Origin of the sequence: Rhodococcus sp. H29-C3, assembly GCF_030063405.1 — a bacterium.
Taxonomy (GTDB): domain Bacteria; phylum Actinomycetota; class Actinomycetes; order Mycobacteriales; family Mycobacteriaceae; genus Rhodococcoides.
Genome location: NZ_JASITC010000009.1, coordinates 131,946 through 148,110 on the forward strand (window position 1 = coordinate 131,946; position 16,165 = coordinate 148,110).

Annotated in this window: 13 protein-coding genes and 1 pseudogene; 3 read left to right on the top strand and 11 right to left on the bottom strand. The window is 61.1% G+C overall.

Annotation, left to right across the window (positions count from 1 at the left end; all coding sequences use genetic code 11):
• The first annotated feature begins 4 nt into the window (after positions 1 to 4).
• A complete protein-coding gene (locus QMK32_RS19035) occupies positions 5 to 697 on the top strand; it encodes an antibiotic biosynthesis monooxygenase family protein (protein ID WP_283476741.1) in 693 nt (230 codons plus the stop codon).
• Positions 698 to 732: 35 nt separating this feature from the next.
• On the opposite strand, the pseudogene QMK32_RS19040 reads toward QMK32_RS19035, so the two are convergent.
• Positions 733 to 2,105 (bottom strand): annotated as a pseudogene (locus QMK32_RS19040) (ISL3 family transposase).
• Between QMK32_RS19040 and QMK32_RS19045 the strand changes: the two are divergent.
• Positions 2,086 to 2,526 carry a hypothetical protein gene (locus QMK32_RS19045; protein ID WP_283476764.1) on the top strand — a complete coding sequence of 147 codons (441 nt, stop codon included), beginning with the start codon at positions 2,086 to 2,088 and terminating at the stop codon, positions 2,524 to 2,526. The pseudogene QMK32_RS19040 and the gene QMK32_RS19045 overlap by 20 nt on opposite strands.
• Position 2,527: 1 nt before the next feature.
• Positions 2,528 to 3,664, top strand: coding sequence for a nucleotide disphospho-sugar-binding domain-containing protein (locus QMK32_RS19050; RefSeq protein ID WP_283476742.1), 1,137 nt, complete (start codon positions 2,528 to 2,530; stop codon positions 3,662 to 3,664).
• A gap of 185 nt (positions 3,665 to 3,849) precedes the next feature.
• Here the strand turns inward: QMK32_RS19050 and QMK32_RS19055 are convergent, their stop codons facing one another.
• From QMK32_RS19055 to QMK32_RS19100, 10 genes are all read right to left on the bottom strand, one after another.
• Positions 3,850 to 6,378: an AfsR/SARP family transcriptional regulator gene (locus QMK32_RS19055; RefSeq protein ID WP_283476744.1), complete on the bottom strand. Its 2,529-nt coding sequence runs from the start codon at positions 6,376 to 6,378 to the stop codon at positions 3,850 to 3,852.
• Between the two features lie 192 nt (positions 6,379 to 6,570).
• Positions 6,571 to 7,635, bottom strand: a complete 1,065-nt coding sequence (locus QMK32_RS19060; protein WP_283476761.1) for an IS630 family transposase — start codon at positions 7,633 to 7,635, stop codon at positions 6,571 to 6,573.
• A gap of 639 nt (positions 7,636 to 8,274) precedes the next feature.
• The gene (locus QMK32_RS19065) at positions 8,275 to 9,387 is read right to left on the bottom strand and encodes an FAD-dependent monooxygenase (protein ID WP_283476745.1); all 1,113 of its coding nucleotides are present in this window, start codon (positions 9,385 to 9,387) and stop codon (positions 8,275 to 8,277) included.
• A gap of 8 nt (positions 9,388 to 9,395) precedes the next feature.
• Complete coding sequence (locus QMK32_RS19070) at positions 9,396 to 10,343, bottom strand: aromatase/cyclase (RefSeq protein WP_283476746.1); 948 nt, start codon at positions 10,341 to 10,343, stop codon at positions 9,396 to 9,398.
• A 9-nt stretch (positions 10,344 to 10,352) separates the two neighbouring features.
• Complete coding sequence (locus QMK32_RS19075; protein WP_283476747.1) at positions 10,353 to 11,126, bottom strand: SDR family NAD(P)-dependent oxidoreductase; 774 nt, start codon at positions 11,124 to 11,126, stop codon at positions 10,353 to 10,355.
• A complete protein-coding gene (locus tag QMK32_RS19080) occupies positions 11,123 to 11,389 on the bottom strand; it encodes an acyl carrier protein (protein WP_283476748.1) in 267 nt (88 codons plus the stop codon). The genes QMK32_RS19075 and QMK32_RS19080 overlap by 4 nt, the downstream gene beginning before the upstream one ends.
• A 10-nt stretch (positions 11,390 to 11,399) precedes the next feature.
• Entirely contained in the window at positions 11,400 to 12,599 is a 1,200-nt protein-coding gene (locus tag QMK32_RS19085; protein ID WP_283476749.1) for a beta-ketoacyl synthase N-terminal-like domain-containing protein, read from the bottom strand.
• Entirely contained in the window at positions 12,596 to 13,855 is a 1,260-nt protein-coding gene (locus QMK32_RS19090) for a beta-ketoacyl-[acyl-carrier-protein] synthase family protein (protein ID WP_283476750.1), read from the bottom strand. Before QMK32_RS19090 ends, QMK32_RS19085 begins: the two co-directional genes overlap by 4 nt.
• A 65-nt stretch (positions 13,856 to 13,920) precedes the next feature.
• Positions 13,921 to 14,241, bottom strand: coding sequence for a TcmI family type II polyketide cyclase (locus QMK32_RS19095; protein ID WP_283476751.1), 321 nt, complete (start codon positions 14,239 to 14,241; stop codon positions 13,921 to 13,923).
• A 10-nt stretch (positions 14,242 to 14,251) separates the two neighbouring features.
• Entirely contained in the window at positions 14,252 to 15,751 is a 1,500-nt protein-coding gene (locus QMK32_RS19100; RefSeq protein WP_283476752.1) for an FAD-dependent monooxygenase, read from the bottom strand.
• Between the last annotated feature and the right edge of the window lie 414 nt (positions 15,752 to 16,165).

Sequence of the window (16,165 nt, forward strand, 5' to 3'; positions counted from 1 at the left end):
AGCCATGCCAAGGATTGATCCAGACAACGGCGCACTGACAGTGTTCAACCTCTTCAACACGACCGACACATCCAAGCAGGACCTGTTGTTGGAGGCGATGCGGGGCATCATCGACGGAGCCAACTACCCAGGATGGCGTTCGTCCACCCTCCACTCCGGCATCGCATCACCGGGTGCCGCAAACTACATCCAGTGGCGATCCATAGATGATCTACGTGAACGTTACGAGGGTGAGAACTTCAAGCACAGCACGGTCCCGTACTTCGCGGAGTTGACGACCACCGTGAATCTGCTGAAGACCGAAGTCGTGTTCGTGCAGAACCGGGACGGTTCGGCGCAGACCGAAATCGGCACCGAACGCGGGGATGTGACCGTCATCGGGGTGATGGGTGTGGACCCCAAGGATCAGGGAACGCTCGTCTCTCTGATGGGTCGGCCAGACGAATGGATGCGAGAGGTGCCGGGCTACCGCTCGCACAGCATCCTGCGTGGCATCGACAGTGACTACGTCGTCAATTACGCACAGTGGGATAGCGAAGAGTCCTACCTCAAGTTCCACAACATGCCCGAATCAGAGCGTCCAGAACACGACAGGGCGATGAGGCACCGAGGAAAGTCGCTCCTGACATCTCGCGAGGCCAACACATATCAGACGGTCTACTCCCGCAGTCGGCCAGCAGACCTGCCAGACGTCTGACAGTCGAGCAACCCACCATTCGGGGCTCTTCCGAGTTAGCAGGGGCGTAGCTGTCTGGCCTGGGATGACGCCCGCCGTGCTTGACGGGTGCAGGCCCGCCGTACCCGGCGGCGTTGATTCTCCGGTGTTCTGAATCCGAATGCGATCCGGCCGACGTGTTTGACGATCCGGTTGTAGCCCTCACTGCGGGCATTCGACAAGCCGGTGGTGATCGCGAGAATCATCGGCTCCTGCCATGTGGAGATCGTCGTGGCCAGCGTTCTGATCTCCGGAACCCGGCAGGCCGCACAGAACGTGTAGAACCGGTACAGGGCCTCCCGAATCTCGTACCAGAGACCGCCATTGTCACTGCAGGACAATACGTCCCGAAGCAGTTCCTTCGCGATCCATGCCGCTGCGATGTCTCCGGCGGGGTCGGCAGATGTGAGTTTGTCGAACAACGCCACTCGCTGCTCGACGGTGAGGCGTTCGCTGGCTCGTAGTAGCCGCCGACGGTTGATCCACTCGACGTCGCTCTTGCGGCCACGACGGCCTCGTTCGATCTGGGTGACCCTCCGGCGGACGGTGTCGACCATCTCGTTGGCCTTTTTGACCAGGTGAAAACGGTCCACGATCAGCTGCGCGTGCGGCAACGCTTGGCGTACCGCTTTCGCGTAGACCATCGACATGTCGATCGCGACATGGGTGATCGTCGCAGTCCAGGTTCGATCCCGCGCATCGAGCCAGTCGGTCACCACCGCGGCGGTGCGTCCGTTGACCTGCGCCAACAATCCTTGACTGCCGGAAATATCGACAAGTCCGGTGTCCCAGCGATCCACCCATGATCGCTTCCCGGTATCGGGACAGGTCTCCCACTTGGCTTTGCCGCGACGAGTCTCGTCGATGCCGAGCATCGACACCTGCTCGGGCTCGACTCCGAGAATGGGATCGGCAGTGGCCACCACAGCGACGTGGCAGGTGTTCCACGAGCAACCGTAGGCAGCAGCGACGGCTTTGACGCAGCGATCGTCGTCGAGGAAAGCCAACGCCATCTCCGTCTTCGCGCGCCCGGTGATCCGCGCCCGAGGAGGGATCTGCGGTATCGACTCGGTGAACGATCTACGGTCACAGGAAATGTCGCTGCACAGCCATTTCCGCTTACGCCACACCACCTGTGGCCGATCCGGTCCGATCTTGATATCACGGGGCCGGGTGCTCACCCACCCCTTCGACCGCATCGAGACGCACGCGCACGCAGGACACCGACCGACCCACTGCGGGGCAGTGAGCACACCGACGGTGCGCCTGCCATCGGACCCGGTCTCGACGGTCTCGACGATCACGCCATCGAGACCGAACAACACTGAACTACTCTGAGACATGCTCGCGCCTTTGTTGTTGCTGGATGCGTGAAGAACACCCAGTTCACAAGGGTACGAGCCCTCAATCAATCACCGACACGTCCAGATCGGTCACACCAGACCGCCATCAAGTCGGAAGAGCCCCATTCGGAGGACTCAATGAAAATGTCGGTGTACAGCGGCATCCTACGTGTTAGCTTCAACCCGTCCTGGTACGCGATGACCAAGGATGAGCGCGACGACTACGAACGCAAGAACGTATTTCCCACCATCGGCGAATACGTGGCCACTGGCGCATCGGTTCAGCCCACGCGGACGATCGGAGACGCCGAGGCCGAGTGTTTGTTCCTCATCGCCTTCGATGACTTGAAGCGCTACTTCACGTTCATCCAGGACCTGCGGGCGAACCCGCTTATGACGCAGGGCCATGCAGTGCTGAAATCGCAGCAAGTATGCGTGAGCGAGACATACTTCGAGGATCGAGAGTGATATGAGGGCCCTGTTCTATGTAGCCGGAACGAGTCCAGCCAGCGCGTTCGCGCTCGGTCCATTGGCGAGCTCGCTGCGGGCCGTTGGCCACGATGTTCTGCTGGCCGGATTCGAAGAGATTGCCCCATCCATCGTCAGCATCGGATTGCCAGCTGCCACGGTCGCGAACGGTCATAACACCGAGAGCATCAAGACTGTGGAAGGGCGCGAGGAGATCGGTTTCCCACACAACCCGGACGAGGAGTTGCCGTTCCTTGGAAGGTGGTTCGGCCGCCAAGCATCGTTCGCGCATGCCGAGTTGGCCGGCTTGGCACGAGGCTGGTCCGCTGACGTCATCATCGGTGGGAGCCTCGCCTACGGAGCTGGCCTGGCCGCGGCCGCCTGCGACCTCCCGTACGTGCGCCAGTCATGGGACCTCTTCGACTTCGGAGGCGCGACACCTTATGCGATCCCCGAACTTGCCAAGGAGTTCGCAGAGACCGGCATAGAGACCCTCCCCCCACCCCGGTTCGAGGTCGACATCTGTCCGCCCGGGCTGGCTGATCAGCATGGGCAGCACTTCATGCGCTGGACACCGCACAACAAACAACGGGTCATCCAGTCGTGGATGTACTCACGTCCGCCGCAAGGGCGTATCTGTGTGACCATGGGTAGTTTCCGCTCCGCTGACCCCCGTGTCCTCCACAGGCTTTGCGCCCTGGTAGAGGGCCTACTGCCCCTCGGTCGAGAGGTCGTGGTCGCCGCAGGAGACGCAGAATCCGAGACGATCCGGCAAAGGTTCCCGGCTGTTCGGGCCGGCTGGATCCCTTTGGAAACCTTGCTGCCCACTTGTGACGTGATTGTCCATCACGCAGGTGGTCTGACCGCGATCAACGCGATCAACGCAGGTATTCCACAGGTAATTCTCAATCCTTTCCAGGCGTATGTTCCGCCGTTGCGCAAACTTGAAGAGAAAGGCTGCGTCCGCACGCTGTATCGAGAGCAGGGCACCCCAACAGCCGTCGCCGAAGAATGCGCGCGAATTCTCGCAGATGCGTCGTATAAGGAGTCCGCGCGCAATCTTGCCGAAGAGGCGCTGAAGACTCCGACCGCACCGACCATCGTGGCGAGGTTGGAGAGCGAACTGGCTCGCAGCTGATGAAGCGAAGGCCCCGCACCCAGATGCGTACTCCCGCCGCGGCCTGCAGCCTCCGGTACAGCGCGTCTTTGAACGTTCGGCCCCGGCTCGCTCGACGCCGGGCCACCCATACACCGTCTAGCCCGCAGACCGTTTCTGGCGCCGGCGGAGCCGACGACCAAGCCTCGGGGGACTCTGCGAATCCACTACCGGTTTCCTCCAACATCGCTCAAGCGTGCGGAAACACGATCGAGACCGGCGTGAGTGGCCAGTTCGAGAGCGTGACTGCGCGCATTGGTTGCCTGTGCAGCGCGACCGAGAGCGTCCTGGACGTCAGCCATTTGGCCCAACGTCAGCGCACGACCGTAGCTAGACGAGCCTTTGGTCGCGATGGTTAGGCCAAAGCGCGCCTTGTCGAGCGCCGACTCGAGGCGCTCGTAATGCACCTCGATCCGAGATGCAGTGGTAGCTGCCATGATTCGGGTCCGCAGCAGAACGTCTGCCTGCCGTAGAACCTCGTCGCAAAGGCCCTTGGCTGTCTCGACAGATCCAGTCTCCAGCAGAAGGTTGGCTTCGTTGATGTCGAGGTCGGACAAGAGCAAGCGGTCGGTGATGCCTGCGTTCTTGATGATCACTCGAGCTTCCGACACGTCCGAGAGGCCTTGCTCGAACTCGCCGAGCGACCACCGAAAAGCCACGCATCTAAGAATGAGCCGCACTCTGAGCGCGTAAGCGTCAGACGGGCAGGTCGCCAGGGCTGTCAGACACAGGTCCATGCCCTCGGGATCTCGGTTCTGATGCCAGAGTGTCCCGGCGAGCGCGAGCTGCAGGCGAGTCAGGGCGTAATTGTCCTTGGATCGCCGAGCGGACTCGATGCCTTGCAGCAGTAAGGTCTCTTGCTCCAGGGTTCCGAGAGTGGCAAGCATCAGCTCGTCGCATTCGCTGCACAGTTCAGCGTGGCGACTCTCCATGCCCAGTTCGGAGCAGAGTGTAAAACTGTCCGTGAGAAGACGATAAAGGAAATGCTCACGGCCCACGCTGGAAGCCATGAGAGACACTGTGAGCTGCGTCTTGGTTTCCCGGTAGTGATCGATTGCCCTGGCGAGAACCTCACGCCTGGCCTCCAGTGGCAGGCGTTCTTTGGCGACATCCCTGGCCACCTCAGCTACTAGGCCCTGGAGACGGTAGGTTTCGGGGCTGGATCGTTGGAGCAGAGCAAGGTCATGAAACCGCCGCGCTACGCGGCGGGCTGCGGCGACAGAGATGTTGCATGCGAGTGAGATTGCCGTGTGGTCAATCTCGGGGACGGGCAACATCGATAAGCGCAAGAACCGGGACATATCGACGTTGTCCATGATCATGAAGGACTTGCGCAGAGTCAGCGCCACACTGACTCCGGGGCCATCGAGCGCACCAACCGCGCTGTAGGTGCGCAGTTGATGCGCCAGATCGATCAGTCCCGCGGCGTCGTTGCTCAGCACGCGTGCTGAGGCGAGACGCAGCGCCAGTGGCAGATCGCCGCACATCTCGGCAACGACCTCCGCGGCGCCGGGCGGTTCGTGGTTGGCTCGCGGCCCGAGAAACGCAGTGAGCATATCGACGGCTAGTTCTCGATCAGGCAGCGCGACCCGGACGAACTGCGCACCAGGCAGCCCTGTCATGAGCAGACGGGATGTCACGACGACAGCGCTGTGCCGCCCAGCGGGAATGATCTCCTCGACCAGAGTCTGGTCCACTGCGTCGTCCAAGACGACGAGCAGCTGCATCTTCTCGGTGAGCGACCGCCACATGGACAGACGTCCGTGCTCGTGGCGCGGAAGCTCATCGTCACGAATGCCTAACTGAGTCAACAGGACTCCGAGGGCTGCTGATGCGGTGAGCCCATCTCGGTGCGGCGACGAGGCGGCGATGTTCACGTACAGCTGGCCGTCTGGGTACCGATCGCGAAGTTGGTGGCACGCATTTAGGGCGATCGCCGACTTGCCGCTTCCCGCCATGCCGTGCACGTGGATGATGCAACTGCCCGCGTATGCGCGAGCGGCAGCGGAGGTGATGGCATCCACGTCTGCTGAACGTCCGGTGAAGTCGGGGATATTGCGCGGCAGAAAGCAGGACGAGACCCAGGGCGCGCTCGGTATTGCGTCCTGCTCAGTGGACGGACTGTTGCGTGGGTCGCCCGCCGATACCCAGCCGTCAGGTGTCACGAGAGCCAGCTCATTGCCCCGCCCAGACCGCTCGAATAACGGAGCGACGCGGTGCAGCAGCGCCTCGCGAGCCTGGTGCAACTGTTTGATCACATCCTGTGATCGGAGAGGGACGCAGTCTTCGGCCGGGTCGCCCCGCCACAGACTTAGGGCTCCGTAGGCAGCAGAGAGGTCCTCATCGGCGATATCCCTCCTCAACAATTCACGGGAAAGACTCTTGAACTCAGCGACGTCCGAGCCTGAAGGGCCAGCATTGAGCATGTAGCCGGACCGTGAGGTCGCAAGAACGTCCTGATCGTTGGGGAGGGTTAGGCGTAGCTGCGAAATCATCTTCCGTACCTGATGCTCTGCACTGGCTGGCGGGTTGTCGCCCCAGGCCGCCTGAATGAGAGTCTCTACGCTGACGTACACGTCGGGAGTCAAAGCGAGCCGTGCCACCACCCTGGAGTTATTCCCCTTCGGTATCGGTATGAGAACACCAACGACCCGGACCTCCAGCGGCCCCAGGATGTTCACGCGAACCTGACTCATGCTCTCCCTATCCGCCCCACGTTCTTGGGATGTCGCCTGGTTGCGTTATTCCTCAAAGGTAGCTGGTCTCGTAATTTCCCCATGTTTAGATTTTCTCTAATGAGGTTATAGGGATGCGCTTGGTTTGTCAGGTGGTGATTCCGAGTTCGCGACCGGGTAGAACGGCCCGTTTATGAGAATTCTTCAATCGTCCTAGTGGTCCGCGTTTGAAGTTGTTGGACGGTGTGCTTTCTTGAGAATCTGCTCGGCGGTTTTGGTCCACACGAACGGTTGCGCGCGGGGGTTCCAGCCGTTGATGAAGTCGCGGATCTTCGCGGTGAGATCGCGGACGCTGCGGAAGGTACCGCGGTGGATCGCTTGCCGTTCGATGATGCCGAACCAAACTTCGACGAGGTTCATCCACGACGCCGAGGTCGGAATGAAATGCACTGTGATGCGCGGATTGTCGGCTAACCAGTCTCGCACTTCCTGCTTTTTATGGGTGGCGTAGTTGTCCATCACCAGATGCAGTTCCTGCTCCGGGTAGGCACGTGCGACGTGTTTGAGGAACATCAGGAACTCCTGGTGGCGGTGCCGGGGCTTGCAGATGCCGGTGACCTGACCGGTCGCGATGTCGAGTGCAGCGAACAGTGTCGTGGTGCCGTTACGGATGTAGTCGTGGGTCTGTCGTTCGGGGATGCCGATCTGCATCGGCAATGTCGGTGCCGTGCGATCGAGTGCTTGAATCTGAGACTTTTCATCCACGCAGAGCACGATCGCGTTGTCCGGTGGCGCGAGATACAAGCCCACGATGCCGGTGACCTTCGCGACCAACTCCGGATCGGTTGAGAATTTGAATGTCTCACTGCGCCAGGGTTGTACTCCGTGTTCACGCCACACTCGTGCGACGGTTCCATATCCGATACCGAGGTGCTCCGCGAGCAGTCTCGAGCTCCAATGCGTCACACCGTACTTCTTCGGTGGTGGTGTCAATGTCACCGAGATGAGCTTGTCCCGGTCGAGGGTGCGGGGCCGGCCGGAGCGGTCTTCGTCGAACAACCCGTCCACCCCGGACTCCTCGTACCGTGCACGCCAGTTGATCACCGTCTGCCGTGAGATGGAGAACCGCCGTGCGATCTCTGCGTGGGCGACGCCATCTGCGGCGAGCAGCACGATCCGCGCTCGCTGCACCAAACCGGCCTTCACTGTCGAGGACCGGACCCACTTCTCGAGTTGGTCATGGTCGGCGTCTGGGATCAATAACGGTGCAGCGCGCATGAGCAATTCAACCAAACACTACCGCCTAATCACTTCAGGCGCGCCGCACTAGTTTTGGTGCAGCCTCCAGGCGCACCGCCTCTCGGTGGCGAGTCCAGCGCACGGGAGCGTCCGCCGTAGTCGATGGGTCTCCGCTGCGCGGAACTGTCGGTTCAGCAGATTCCCGCCCCGCCTCCATCCGAAAATCGGATCGTGGTCCTGACTCCTTTCGTACAACGTATCCCGTTCTGCCACAATGTATTTTTTGCCCGAATCGACAGAATTGCAGGACGGCGGATGAAGATGTGCGCGCAACTTCACCCGCCCCTCGACCGTCATCCGTCTAAACATCGAGAACGGCGCGATCGGCAGGCCGACGCGCAGTCCGCCATGTGTGGGAGGTTCATGCGGCGATTCGGCAACCTGAACACGCAGGACCGACAGACCTATCCTGACGTAAACCGTTGACACTCATCGTGTCTAAGCATCCGATACCTGTCGGTTGAGGTCCCGCGGAGAATATCGACGCCACTTTCAAGATCGCCTCCTCGCGCAACTGCTCGTTCTCTGCCTTGAGCTTCTCGGTGTCGAAGGCATCAGAGTCGGCGGAACATCACCAGCAGTGGCGGGTTCGTGAACCAGGCAGAAAGAAGATTTTCGTTACATAGTTGACCCCGACACAAGCTGGGCGAGACGACGTTCCAGACAACGCGAGCCTCGAACTGCCCGATCCAGAAGGCTCTGGTCCTGCCGGGACTGTTTGTCGGTGTCGAGCAGCAGCCGGGTCTGGTAGCGGATACGGCGCGCGGCAGCGCGATGCGCGATGTCGCGCGATGCTGACCACTTGCCCAGGCCGGTGGAGCCGGCCGAGTCGGGAGACAACGCTATAGCCAGACTGTGGGCATCAGCAATCGCGGAGTTGAGGCTCTCACCACCGACAGGGATCGAGTCGAATGCCGCATCCCCGATGAGACTAACCCGAGGGTCGGGCTGACTGTCATGAACGAGAACGCTGTCGGTGAATCTGTCGATCCAGGTCGGAAGCCCCTCCAGGGGTTCCCCGGTCGCCGCGGCCCATGAGTGCGCCAGTTGCACACGGTCCAAAACCGTCCCAGGTCCCCAAGCCGGGTCATGAAGCATGACTCGGGTGGTGTCCGACGCGATCTGGGACGCGGTGGCCACGAGCCCGTTCATCTTCTGGAACCGGCGGGGCGTCAGATCAGTGACCGGCAAGTCGGCTCGAATCAGGTGACGCCGTCCGTGATGTCCGACGCGTCGAGTACCGACCTGAGACCGTACAGTGCTTCCAGATCCGTCGGCGCCCACGACATGGCGCGCAAGGTGGGTCTTGTCGGAGCAAACAACTGATACGCCTTGGTCGTCGAGCCGGATCGCCTGGGCCGGCGACGAGAACCGTAGGTCGGCCCCACACTCGGCGGCCCACAGCGCCAGCAGCCGCGTCAGTTCGGGCTGTATGATCTTCCACTGCCCAGCGAACGGAATATCGGCGAGGGTGAGGTCGATCCCGACACCCGCGAAGTGCCCCGTCTTGAGCTGCCGCAAGTTCGTCAGCCCTGGCACGCCATTGCGGCTGAGCAGAGACATGGACCGTGCTTGCAATGTGCTGGCTCTGGTCTGTTGACAGAACGTGTCCGCAGCCTCCAAAACTAGAACGCTGAGGCGCTGCCGAGCCAGAAGACCCGCCAGGAATAGACCAGCCGGTCCCGCCCCCACCACGATGACATCCGCCGGTGACCGTTCGAAATCGCCCATACCGGTTGTCAGGCTCGGGCGAATTCCGCAGCCCACTTGGCGGCTGCCTTCAGTGTCAGAAGGCTGTTGTTGCCCAGATTGCGGCGCACCAACTCCTGCGCGTCTCGAAGAGTCGCCTGGTTCCCCAGAACAGCATGAATCTTCGAGGCATCGATCCGCACTGTGTGTTGAGAGGTCACCTTCCACAATTCTCCGGCCGGAGCAATTGTCCAGACTCCGGTGTGGAGAGTCAGAAGCTCCGGCAGCGTGATCTGCTTGTAGAGGAGTCGCGCCGGCGGTTGAGAAATCCGGATCGACTCAGTGACGTGCGAATCCCCGTCATGGGTCACTGTGACCATCTTGAGCCGTTGCAATCCGCCGTCAGACGTCTCCATACTGACCGATGGGACGTGCGCCAGCCGTTCACCCCAGAGGTCTCCTCGATCGAGAAACTCGAAGATTCGAGCGGGATCGGCGCTGGATTCGACCGAGTCGCTGAATTTGAATGGGCCTTCGCTGGTGCCCTTCTCTTCACAGTATGTCTTCAGCGCTGCCAGTTCGACCGTGCTGTTCGTGTCAACCGCACGACCGATCCACTCCAGAGCGCTAGCGTCATTGTCGACTGCCGAATACGAGTGATCCAGCGCGACAGTGCACGACCGCTCGTCCAGGGAGTTGACCGACCAACGGCCCGACATGAAGGCGATGGGGTGATTCGGTGTGGTTTGCTGAAAGTCGATCGTCATCTTGTCGTTGTCCAAGCGACGGTCAGATGACCACATTTTCGATTCGCCATTGGCCATCGCCCACAACTTGATGGACTGCCGCTCTCCGTCCCGCCCCAGGATCTCGGCGTGGATGGTGGGAGTAAATATCTCAGGCCAGAGAGTGACGTCGGAGAGTGCTTCGTAGACGGTCGCGGCGGCGGCGGCGACAGTGACAGTGACAGTGACAGTGTGCAGCGTCTGATGCATCATGAATGACTCCTAGTAGTTTCCAAGCCCGCCGCAGACATTGATGGCCTGTGCGGTAACAGAAGCAGCGCCGGGCGAAGTGAGATAGGTGACCATGGAAGCCACCTCATCCGGGGTTGAGTACCGCCCGAGGGGGATCTTGGCCTCGAACATGGTGAGGATCTCCTCCTCAGAGGTGTCCCAGGCCTCCGCGTAACCCTTGCGTACTCGGGCGGCCATGGGGGTCTCGACGTACCCGGGGCATACCGCGTTCACGGTGACACCCTGCTGGGCGAGTTCCTTCCCCAGAGCCTTGGTGAATCCGACTACTCCGTGCTTCGAGGCCGAGTAAGGGGCTGCCAGCACGACTCCCTGTTTCCCGGCCGTAGAGGCGATGTTGATGATCTGGCCACCGCTGTCGAGGATGCCGCCAGAATCGAGGACCGCCCGCGTAACGTAGAAAACACTGGTGAGATTCGCGGCGATCACCTCATCCCACAGTTCATTACTGAGCTCGGCGGTCTTTCCTCCTCCGTTACGCCCAGCGTTGTTCACCAAGGTCGTGATGGGGCCGAACTCTTCAACGGCCTGCGTGACGAGAGCGCGGACATCGTCCGGCCTGGTGACGTCCGCGACCACCGGTGCGACATCGGCTCCAGCCTGGCGAAGTTCGTCGGCTGCAGAAGCCAGGCGTACACCGTCGCGGGCGCACATGGTGACACTGAACCCAGAGTCGGCCAACTGCCGAGTGACTGATAGGCCAATGCCGCTGCTTGCACCGGTGACGATTGCGTGACGGGCATTCATGAAACCTGACCCTCCCGCAACTTGGCGTTGACGGCGTCGACGAGTTGTACGGGCGTAACAACATTCGAGAGCACCGCGTCCTCGACCTCCAAGTCGAAGTCCCGTCCGAGGCGGGTTCCAGCGTCCAGGACCGCGAGCGAGTCGTATCCGAGTTCGTCGAAGGTGAGTAGGTGGATGTCGCGGTCGAGATCCACTCCATCGGTCACACCGGATCCGTCCGCCAGCGCTGTCTTCAGATCTTCCATAGTTGCTTCCCGAGTCATTTGACTCTCCTCACTTTTCGGGGTTGGACGTGATGAGAACTGCCGAGTTGAAACCTCCGCGGCCTCGCGCAAGAACCAAGGCGGTGCGGAGCATTGCCTTCTGTGTGCGAGTGACCAGATTGATGGCGTGTCGTGGGTCGAGTTCCACGTTCGGGGTGGGAGGGATGACCTGATCGCGGAAGCCGAGGAGCGCGTTGGCAAGGTCGACGGCTGAACCGCCGCAACCGAGTCGGCCTGTCCCCGACTTTGGTGCGGTGACAGGAACGCTGTGGTCCCCGAAAATGTTTGCCAAAGCGCTGGATTCGTGCAGATCTTGAACGCTGACGCCGGACGCGTCGGCGTAGACGACATCAACATCGCCTGGCGTAAGTTGGGCCTGCTCGAGTGCGGACTTGATCGCGGCGACGATGAGAGCTGTAGGGTTCGAGCGGTCGGAGCTGGCAAGTCTTGCTCCATAGCCGATAACCCGACCGTGGCTCCGCCCATTGGGGTCCTCTCGGCTGATGACGAAGTGTGCACCCCCTTCGCCCGGCACGTAACCGCTGGACCGAGCGTCGAAGGGCAGATAGGCGGCCTCTGCGTCGTCGACCGCTGACACTTCGTTCGTCGAGGTGTGAGCAACCCATCCCCATGGACACATGGTCGAGTCAACGGCTCCGGTCACCATGTGGTCGTTTCCCCTACTAAGCCGGCGGATCGACGCTGCGACGGCATCAATAGCACCGGCGCCGTCTGCCACCACGACACCGCTGTGACCTCGCAGGCCGTGCCTGATCGAGATCTGCCCGGAGTTCACGGCGTAGAACCAGGCGTACGACTGATAACCGCTCACATGCTTGGGTCCGAGCGAGGACAGATTCTGCAGCTCTTTCTGTCCGAAAGCGTGACCGCCGGCAGTCGCCGCTGTCAGGACACCAGTTACCTCCCGCAGTTCCGGCGAGGCAAGATCGAGATCGGCGTCCTCGATGGCGCGCGCCGCACAACTCAAGGACATCTGCGTCATGCGATCAGTGCTTGGAATCAGCCGAGACTCGAGGTCAGTGGGTTGGTAACCGAACACCTCTCCCGCCAACGGCGCGTCGTAAGTCGAAGAGTCGAACAATGTCGGCGAAGCGAGTGCTGTCTTGCCGTCCAAGCATGCCTCCCAATGTTCGTCGCGAGAGAGGCCGAGGGGAGTAATGACGTCGAACCCGGTGATGTGCGCGGTCATGACGAGGCCTCCATCGAAGACAGAACCATCGCGCTTTGGAACCCACCGAACCCGCTCGCGGTGGTCAGTGCGGTCTCTGTTTGATGCTGGCGGGCGTGGACGGGCACGTAGTCCAAGTCAAGTTCGGGGTCCGGGGCGGTGAGGTTCGCCGTCGGAGGGACGATATTGTCGCGGATTGCCAGGGCGCACGCCGCGATCTCAAGAGAACCGATGGCACCGAGTGAGTGCCCGATCATCGATTTGATAGAACTGATGGGTACCTGGTACGCGTGCTCACCAAGTGCCTTCTTCAGCGCGTTCGTCTCGTGCAAGTCGTTCTGCTTAGTCCCGGATCCGTGGGCATTGACGTAGTCGATCGCACTCGATTCGATCGCTGCCTGCCTCATCGCCGCGATGACGGCGCCCGCCAGTTCATTTCCATCACTGCGCAGGCCGGTCATGTGGAATGCGTTGCACTTGCTGGCATACCCGCGCAGCTCGGCGTAGATGCGTGCGTCTCGAGCAAGTGCAGTTTCCAGAGACTCGAGGACGAAGACGGCGCTACCCTCACCAAGGACGAATCCGCCGCGAGAGGCATCGAAAGGCCTACTGGCGGTTGAGGGGTCGTCGTTGTATGTCGATGTCGCTCTGATGGCATCGAAGCACGCGATGGTGATCGGCGCAATCGGCGCTTCCGTTGCACCAGCGATGGCGCTGTCGATGTATCCGTCTTGGATCATTTCGAATGCCGTACCCACCGCGTCGACACCCGACGTGCATCCCGTGGACACCAGAGTGCTCGGTCCCTCTGCATGATGTTCAGCCGCGAGGGTGGAAACGAACGAAGACGGAATGAACTGCGAGTACAGATGAGAGGGCCCAGGCGCGTTAACGTGCCACAATCGTCCGTCATCGCTCAACTGGCGGTAGATCATCTCCAGATTCATGGTTGCGCCCACGGCTGACCCGAGGATCACACCGGTCCGTCCGGGGGCATATGAACCGCCCCACTGTGCGTCTGCGACCGCTTCGCGCGACGCTACAAGCGCCATCTGAGCAGCTCGGTCGAGCTCTGCCACCTGTCGATCACAAAGCCCCTCCGCGGACGGGTCGAAGTCGCACTCGGCCGAGACCCTAGACCGGAATGGGGCTGGGTCGCACAGGCTGGTGGTTCTCGTGGCAGTCCGCCCTTCGGTCAACATCGTCCAAAACGGCTCTCTGCCAACACTTCCTGGTGCGACAACCCCGATACCAGTGATCACTACGCGACGACTCATGGATACCTGCTTTCCGGTGGGATGAGCGGCATGCGGAGCAGGACGACAGCTCTGGGTGGATAACGTCAAGCCGTCCACCTGTAGAACGGAGTTGCGATCGCGTCCCGGGGAGACTTCCAGTTCGGGTCGTAAGGCTCGATGTAGGGACGCAGGTCCTCGCTGATGCCGACGAACCGGGGGTCCCTTTTCGCGTTCTCTACGCGATCCGCGCCGTTGTCGCCGGCGAAATTCTGTATATGGAAGTAGAGCCCTTGGAAGTAGAACAGTTCGCGGCGTTGTGTTCCCATTCGCGACGGCATGTCCGTGCTGTCAAACTCTGAGAACAGGTCGCCTACGTGCTGGTGGTCGTCGACGTTCATCTTGGCGACGATAAGAGTGGAGTGCATTAAGTGGTCCTCAGATGTCTTGGGGCGCGGAGGTCGAGTGGATCCAGTCTTGTATTGCCGAGAACAAGGGCTTGGTGGACGAACTCGTCCACGCGATGTGTCCGTCAGGACGAAGCAGAAGTGCATCGATCAGTGCCAGGTCGAGAGTTTCGAATGGGTTATTTAGCACAGCTCGGACGGTCTTCAATTGAGAAACGGAGGGCAACGGCAGGTCATCACGCGGAACGTCGTCAAGCGTGACGAGCAGGAATCCACCATCGGACAGGAGCTCCAGACAGTCCGTCTGTGTGCCGAGAACGCGCAGCGAGCCCAGCGGCAGGCGTTTACCGGTGAGATCACTCGACTCCGTTGGATCCGGTTTGTACTCGACGTCGAGCCCGCTCACAGAGTCAGCTACCACGCGGGCTGTGTCGTCGTTCTCCAGCATGCTGGAGATGACCTCGCGAAGAGGATCGACCTCGGGGCCCTTGAGGAAGATCTGTCCTTGGGCCGCAGTGTTGCGGAGGAGCTTTAAGCCAACGGGTCTGCGTTCCTCGTCGTAGGTACTGAGGAAGGTTGAGGGAAGTCTGCCCTGCACAACAGCTGCCAACTTCCACCCCAAGTTGACAGCGTCCTGGATGGATACGTTCATGCCCTGCCCGCCAGCGGGCAGGTGGGTGTGTGCGCTGTCGCCCACCAGGATGAGGCGTCCGTCGACGTAATTGTCAACGATGCGCGAGGCGTCGGTGAAGGAACTGGCCCAGACGATCTCGGCGATGGGGAACCGATCTGCCGTCACATTCTGGTAGGCGTGTCGTAGGTCTTCGGGTGAGACCTCCCTGCCGGAAGCAATGAAGGGTGCGCCGAAGTCGCAGACGATGAGACGGTGGTCGCCGTTGCCCAATGGGGCGCTCATGACCATCCCACGGTCCAGCTTCGTCCCGAACGGGTTATTAGGAAGATCGGCACCCCGAACGTCGCCCAGGAGCATCTGGACGGATGGGGCGGTGGTGGACGCCGAGACCTCCATGGTTGTCCGGACGAGACTGTTCGACCCATCGCACCCGACGACGTAATTGGTCGTCAGGTCCTTGCCGGTTCCGTCGCTATTGCGGATCGAAGTCACGACCTCGGTGCTGGACTGACTGATCGCGTGAGCAGTCTGGTCGCGCTGGACCATAACGCCAAGTTCTTCCAGTCGTGCGGTGAGTACCTCCTCAGTCCTGCTCTGCGGGTACTGGTTGGCAGGCCTGGCGGACGTTGACAATCGGTCGGCATCAATTACCAAACCTCCGAAGTGCACAGCGTCTTGCTGTGCCATGTCCGGGAACCGATCAATGATGCCGCGCTGCACGAAGAGCTCAATCGTTCGAGCGGTGAATCCCAGAGCCCGGGACTGCCCTGTCGCGCGGGGCAATCGATCGATGATGACGACATCGACGTCGTTGAGGGCAAGTTCGGCAGCCAGGGTGAGCCCTGCGGGTCCAGCTCCGACAACCAGAACGTCGGTCGTCTGTGGAAATTCAGACACGGCTGTCCTCCTCTCTCGTTCTCCCCATCGGGATCAACCCAGGGTCGGCGACGACCTTTAGGTGTGCGTTCCTCATGCTGGTGCGCCACGGACATGGCAACAAGGGATCGCTCCACCACATCTAAGGGAAATCCGAGGGAGGTCGGCCGCGCCACCCACTGAACACCGTTCCCGACTGTTGGAGAAGCTGTGATCCGTCCCGGTGTTTCCGGAGGGTTCGTCTCAGGGAAAGATGAAACCTCATGGCAGCAGGATCGAAGCGGTACTCGGCGGAATTGAAGAAGGATGCCGTGGACATGGTGGCCCGGTTGGTGGCGCAGGGCGATACCGAGTGGGCGGCGATGCGCAAGACCGCGGATTTGCTCGGCGTGGGTGCCGCTGAGACCGTTCGCCAGTGGGTTCGGAAGGTGCCCG

Excerpts from the sequence above, each read along its gene's own strand:
- QMK32_RS19075 (WP_283476747.1), bottom strand. The coding sequence starts at position 11,126 with ATGAATGCCCGTCACGCAATCGTCACCGGTGCAAGCAGCGGCATTGGC.
- QMK32_RS19090 (WP_283476750.1), bottom strand. The coding sequence starts at position 13,855 with ATGAGTCGTCGCGTAGTGATCACTGGTATCGGGGTTGTCGCACCAGGA.
- QMK32_RS19095 (WP_283476751.1), bottom strand. The coding sequence starts at position 14,241 with ATGCACTCCACTCTTATCGTCGCCAAGATGAACGTCGACGACCACCAG.
- QMK32_RS19085 (WP_283476749.1), bottom strand. The coding sequence starts at position 12,599 with ATGACCGCGCACATCACCGGGTTCGACGTCATTACTCCCCTCGGCCTC.
- QMK32_RS19070 (WP_283476746.1), bottom strand. The coding sequence starts at position 10,343 with ATGATGCATCAGACGCTGCACACTGTCACTGTCACTGTCACTGTCGCC.
- QMK32_RS19065 (WP_283476745.1), bottom strand. The coding sequence starts at position 9,387 with ATGGGCGATTTCGAACGGTCACCGGCGGATGTCATCGTGGTGGGGGCG.
- QMK32_RS19035 (WP_283476741.1), top strand. The coding sequence starts at position 5 with ATGCCAAGGATTGATCCAGACAACGGCGCACTGACAGTGTTCAACCTC.
- QMK32_RS19060 (WP_283476761.1), bottom strand. The coding sequence starts at position 7,635 with ATGCGCGCTGCACCGTTATTGATCCCAGACGCCGACCATGACCAACTC.
- QMK32_RS19055 (WP_283476744.1), bottom strand. The coding sequence starts at position 6,378 with ATGAGTCAGGTTCGCGTGAACATCCTGGGGCCGCTGGAGGTCCGGGTC.
- QMK32_RS19080 (WP_283476748.1), bottom strand. The coding sequence starts at position 11,389 with ATGACTCGGGAAGCAACTATGGAAGATCTGAAGACAGCGCTGGCGGAC.
- QMK32_RS19050 (WP_283476742.1), top strand. The coding sequence starts at position 2,528 with ATGAGGGCCCTGTTCTATGTAGCCGGAACGAGTCCAGCCAGCGCGTTC.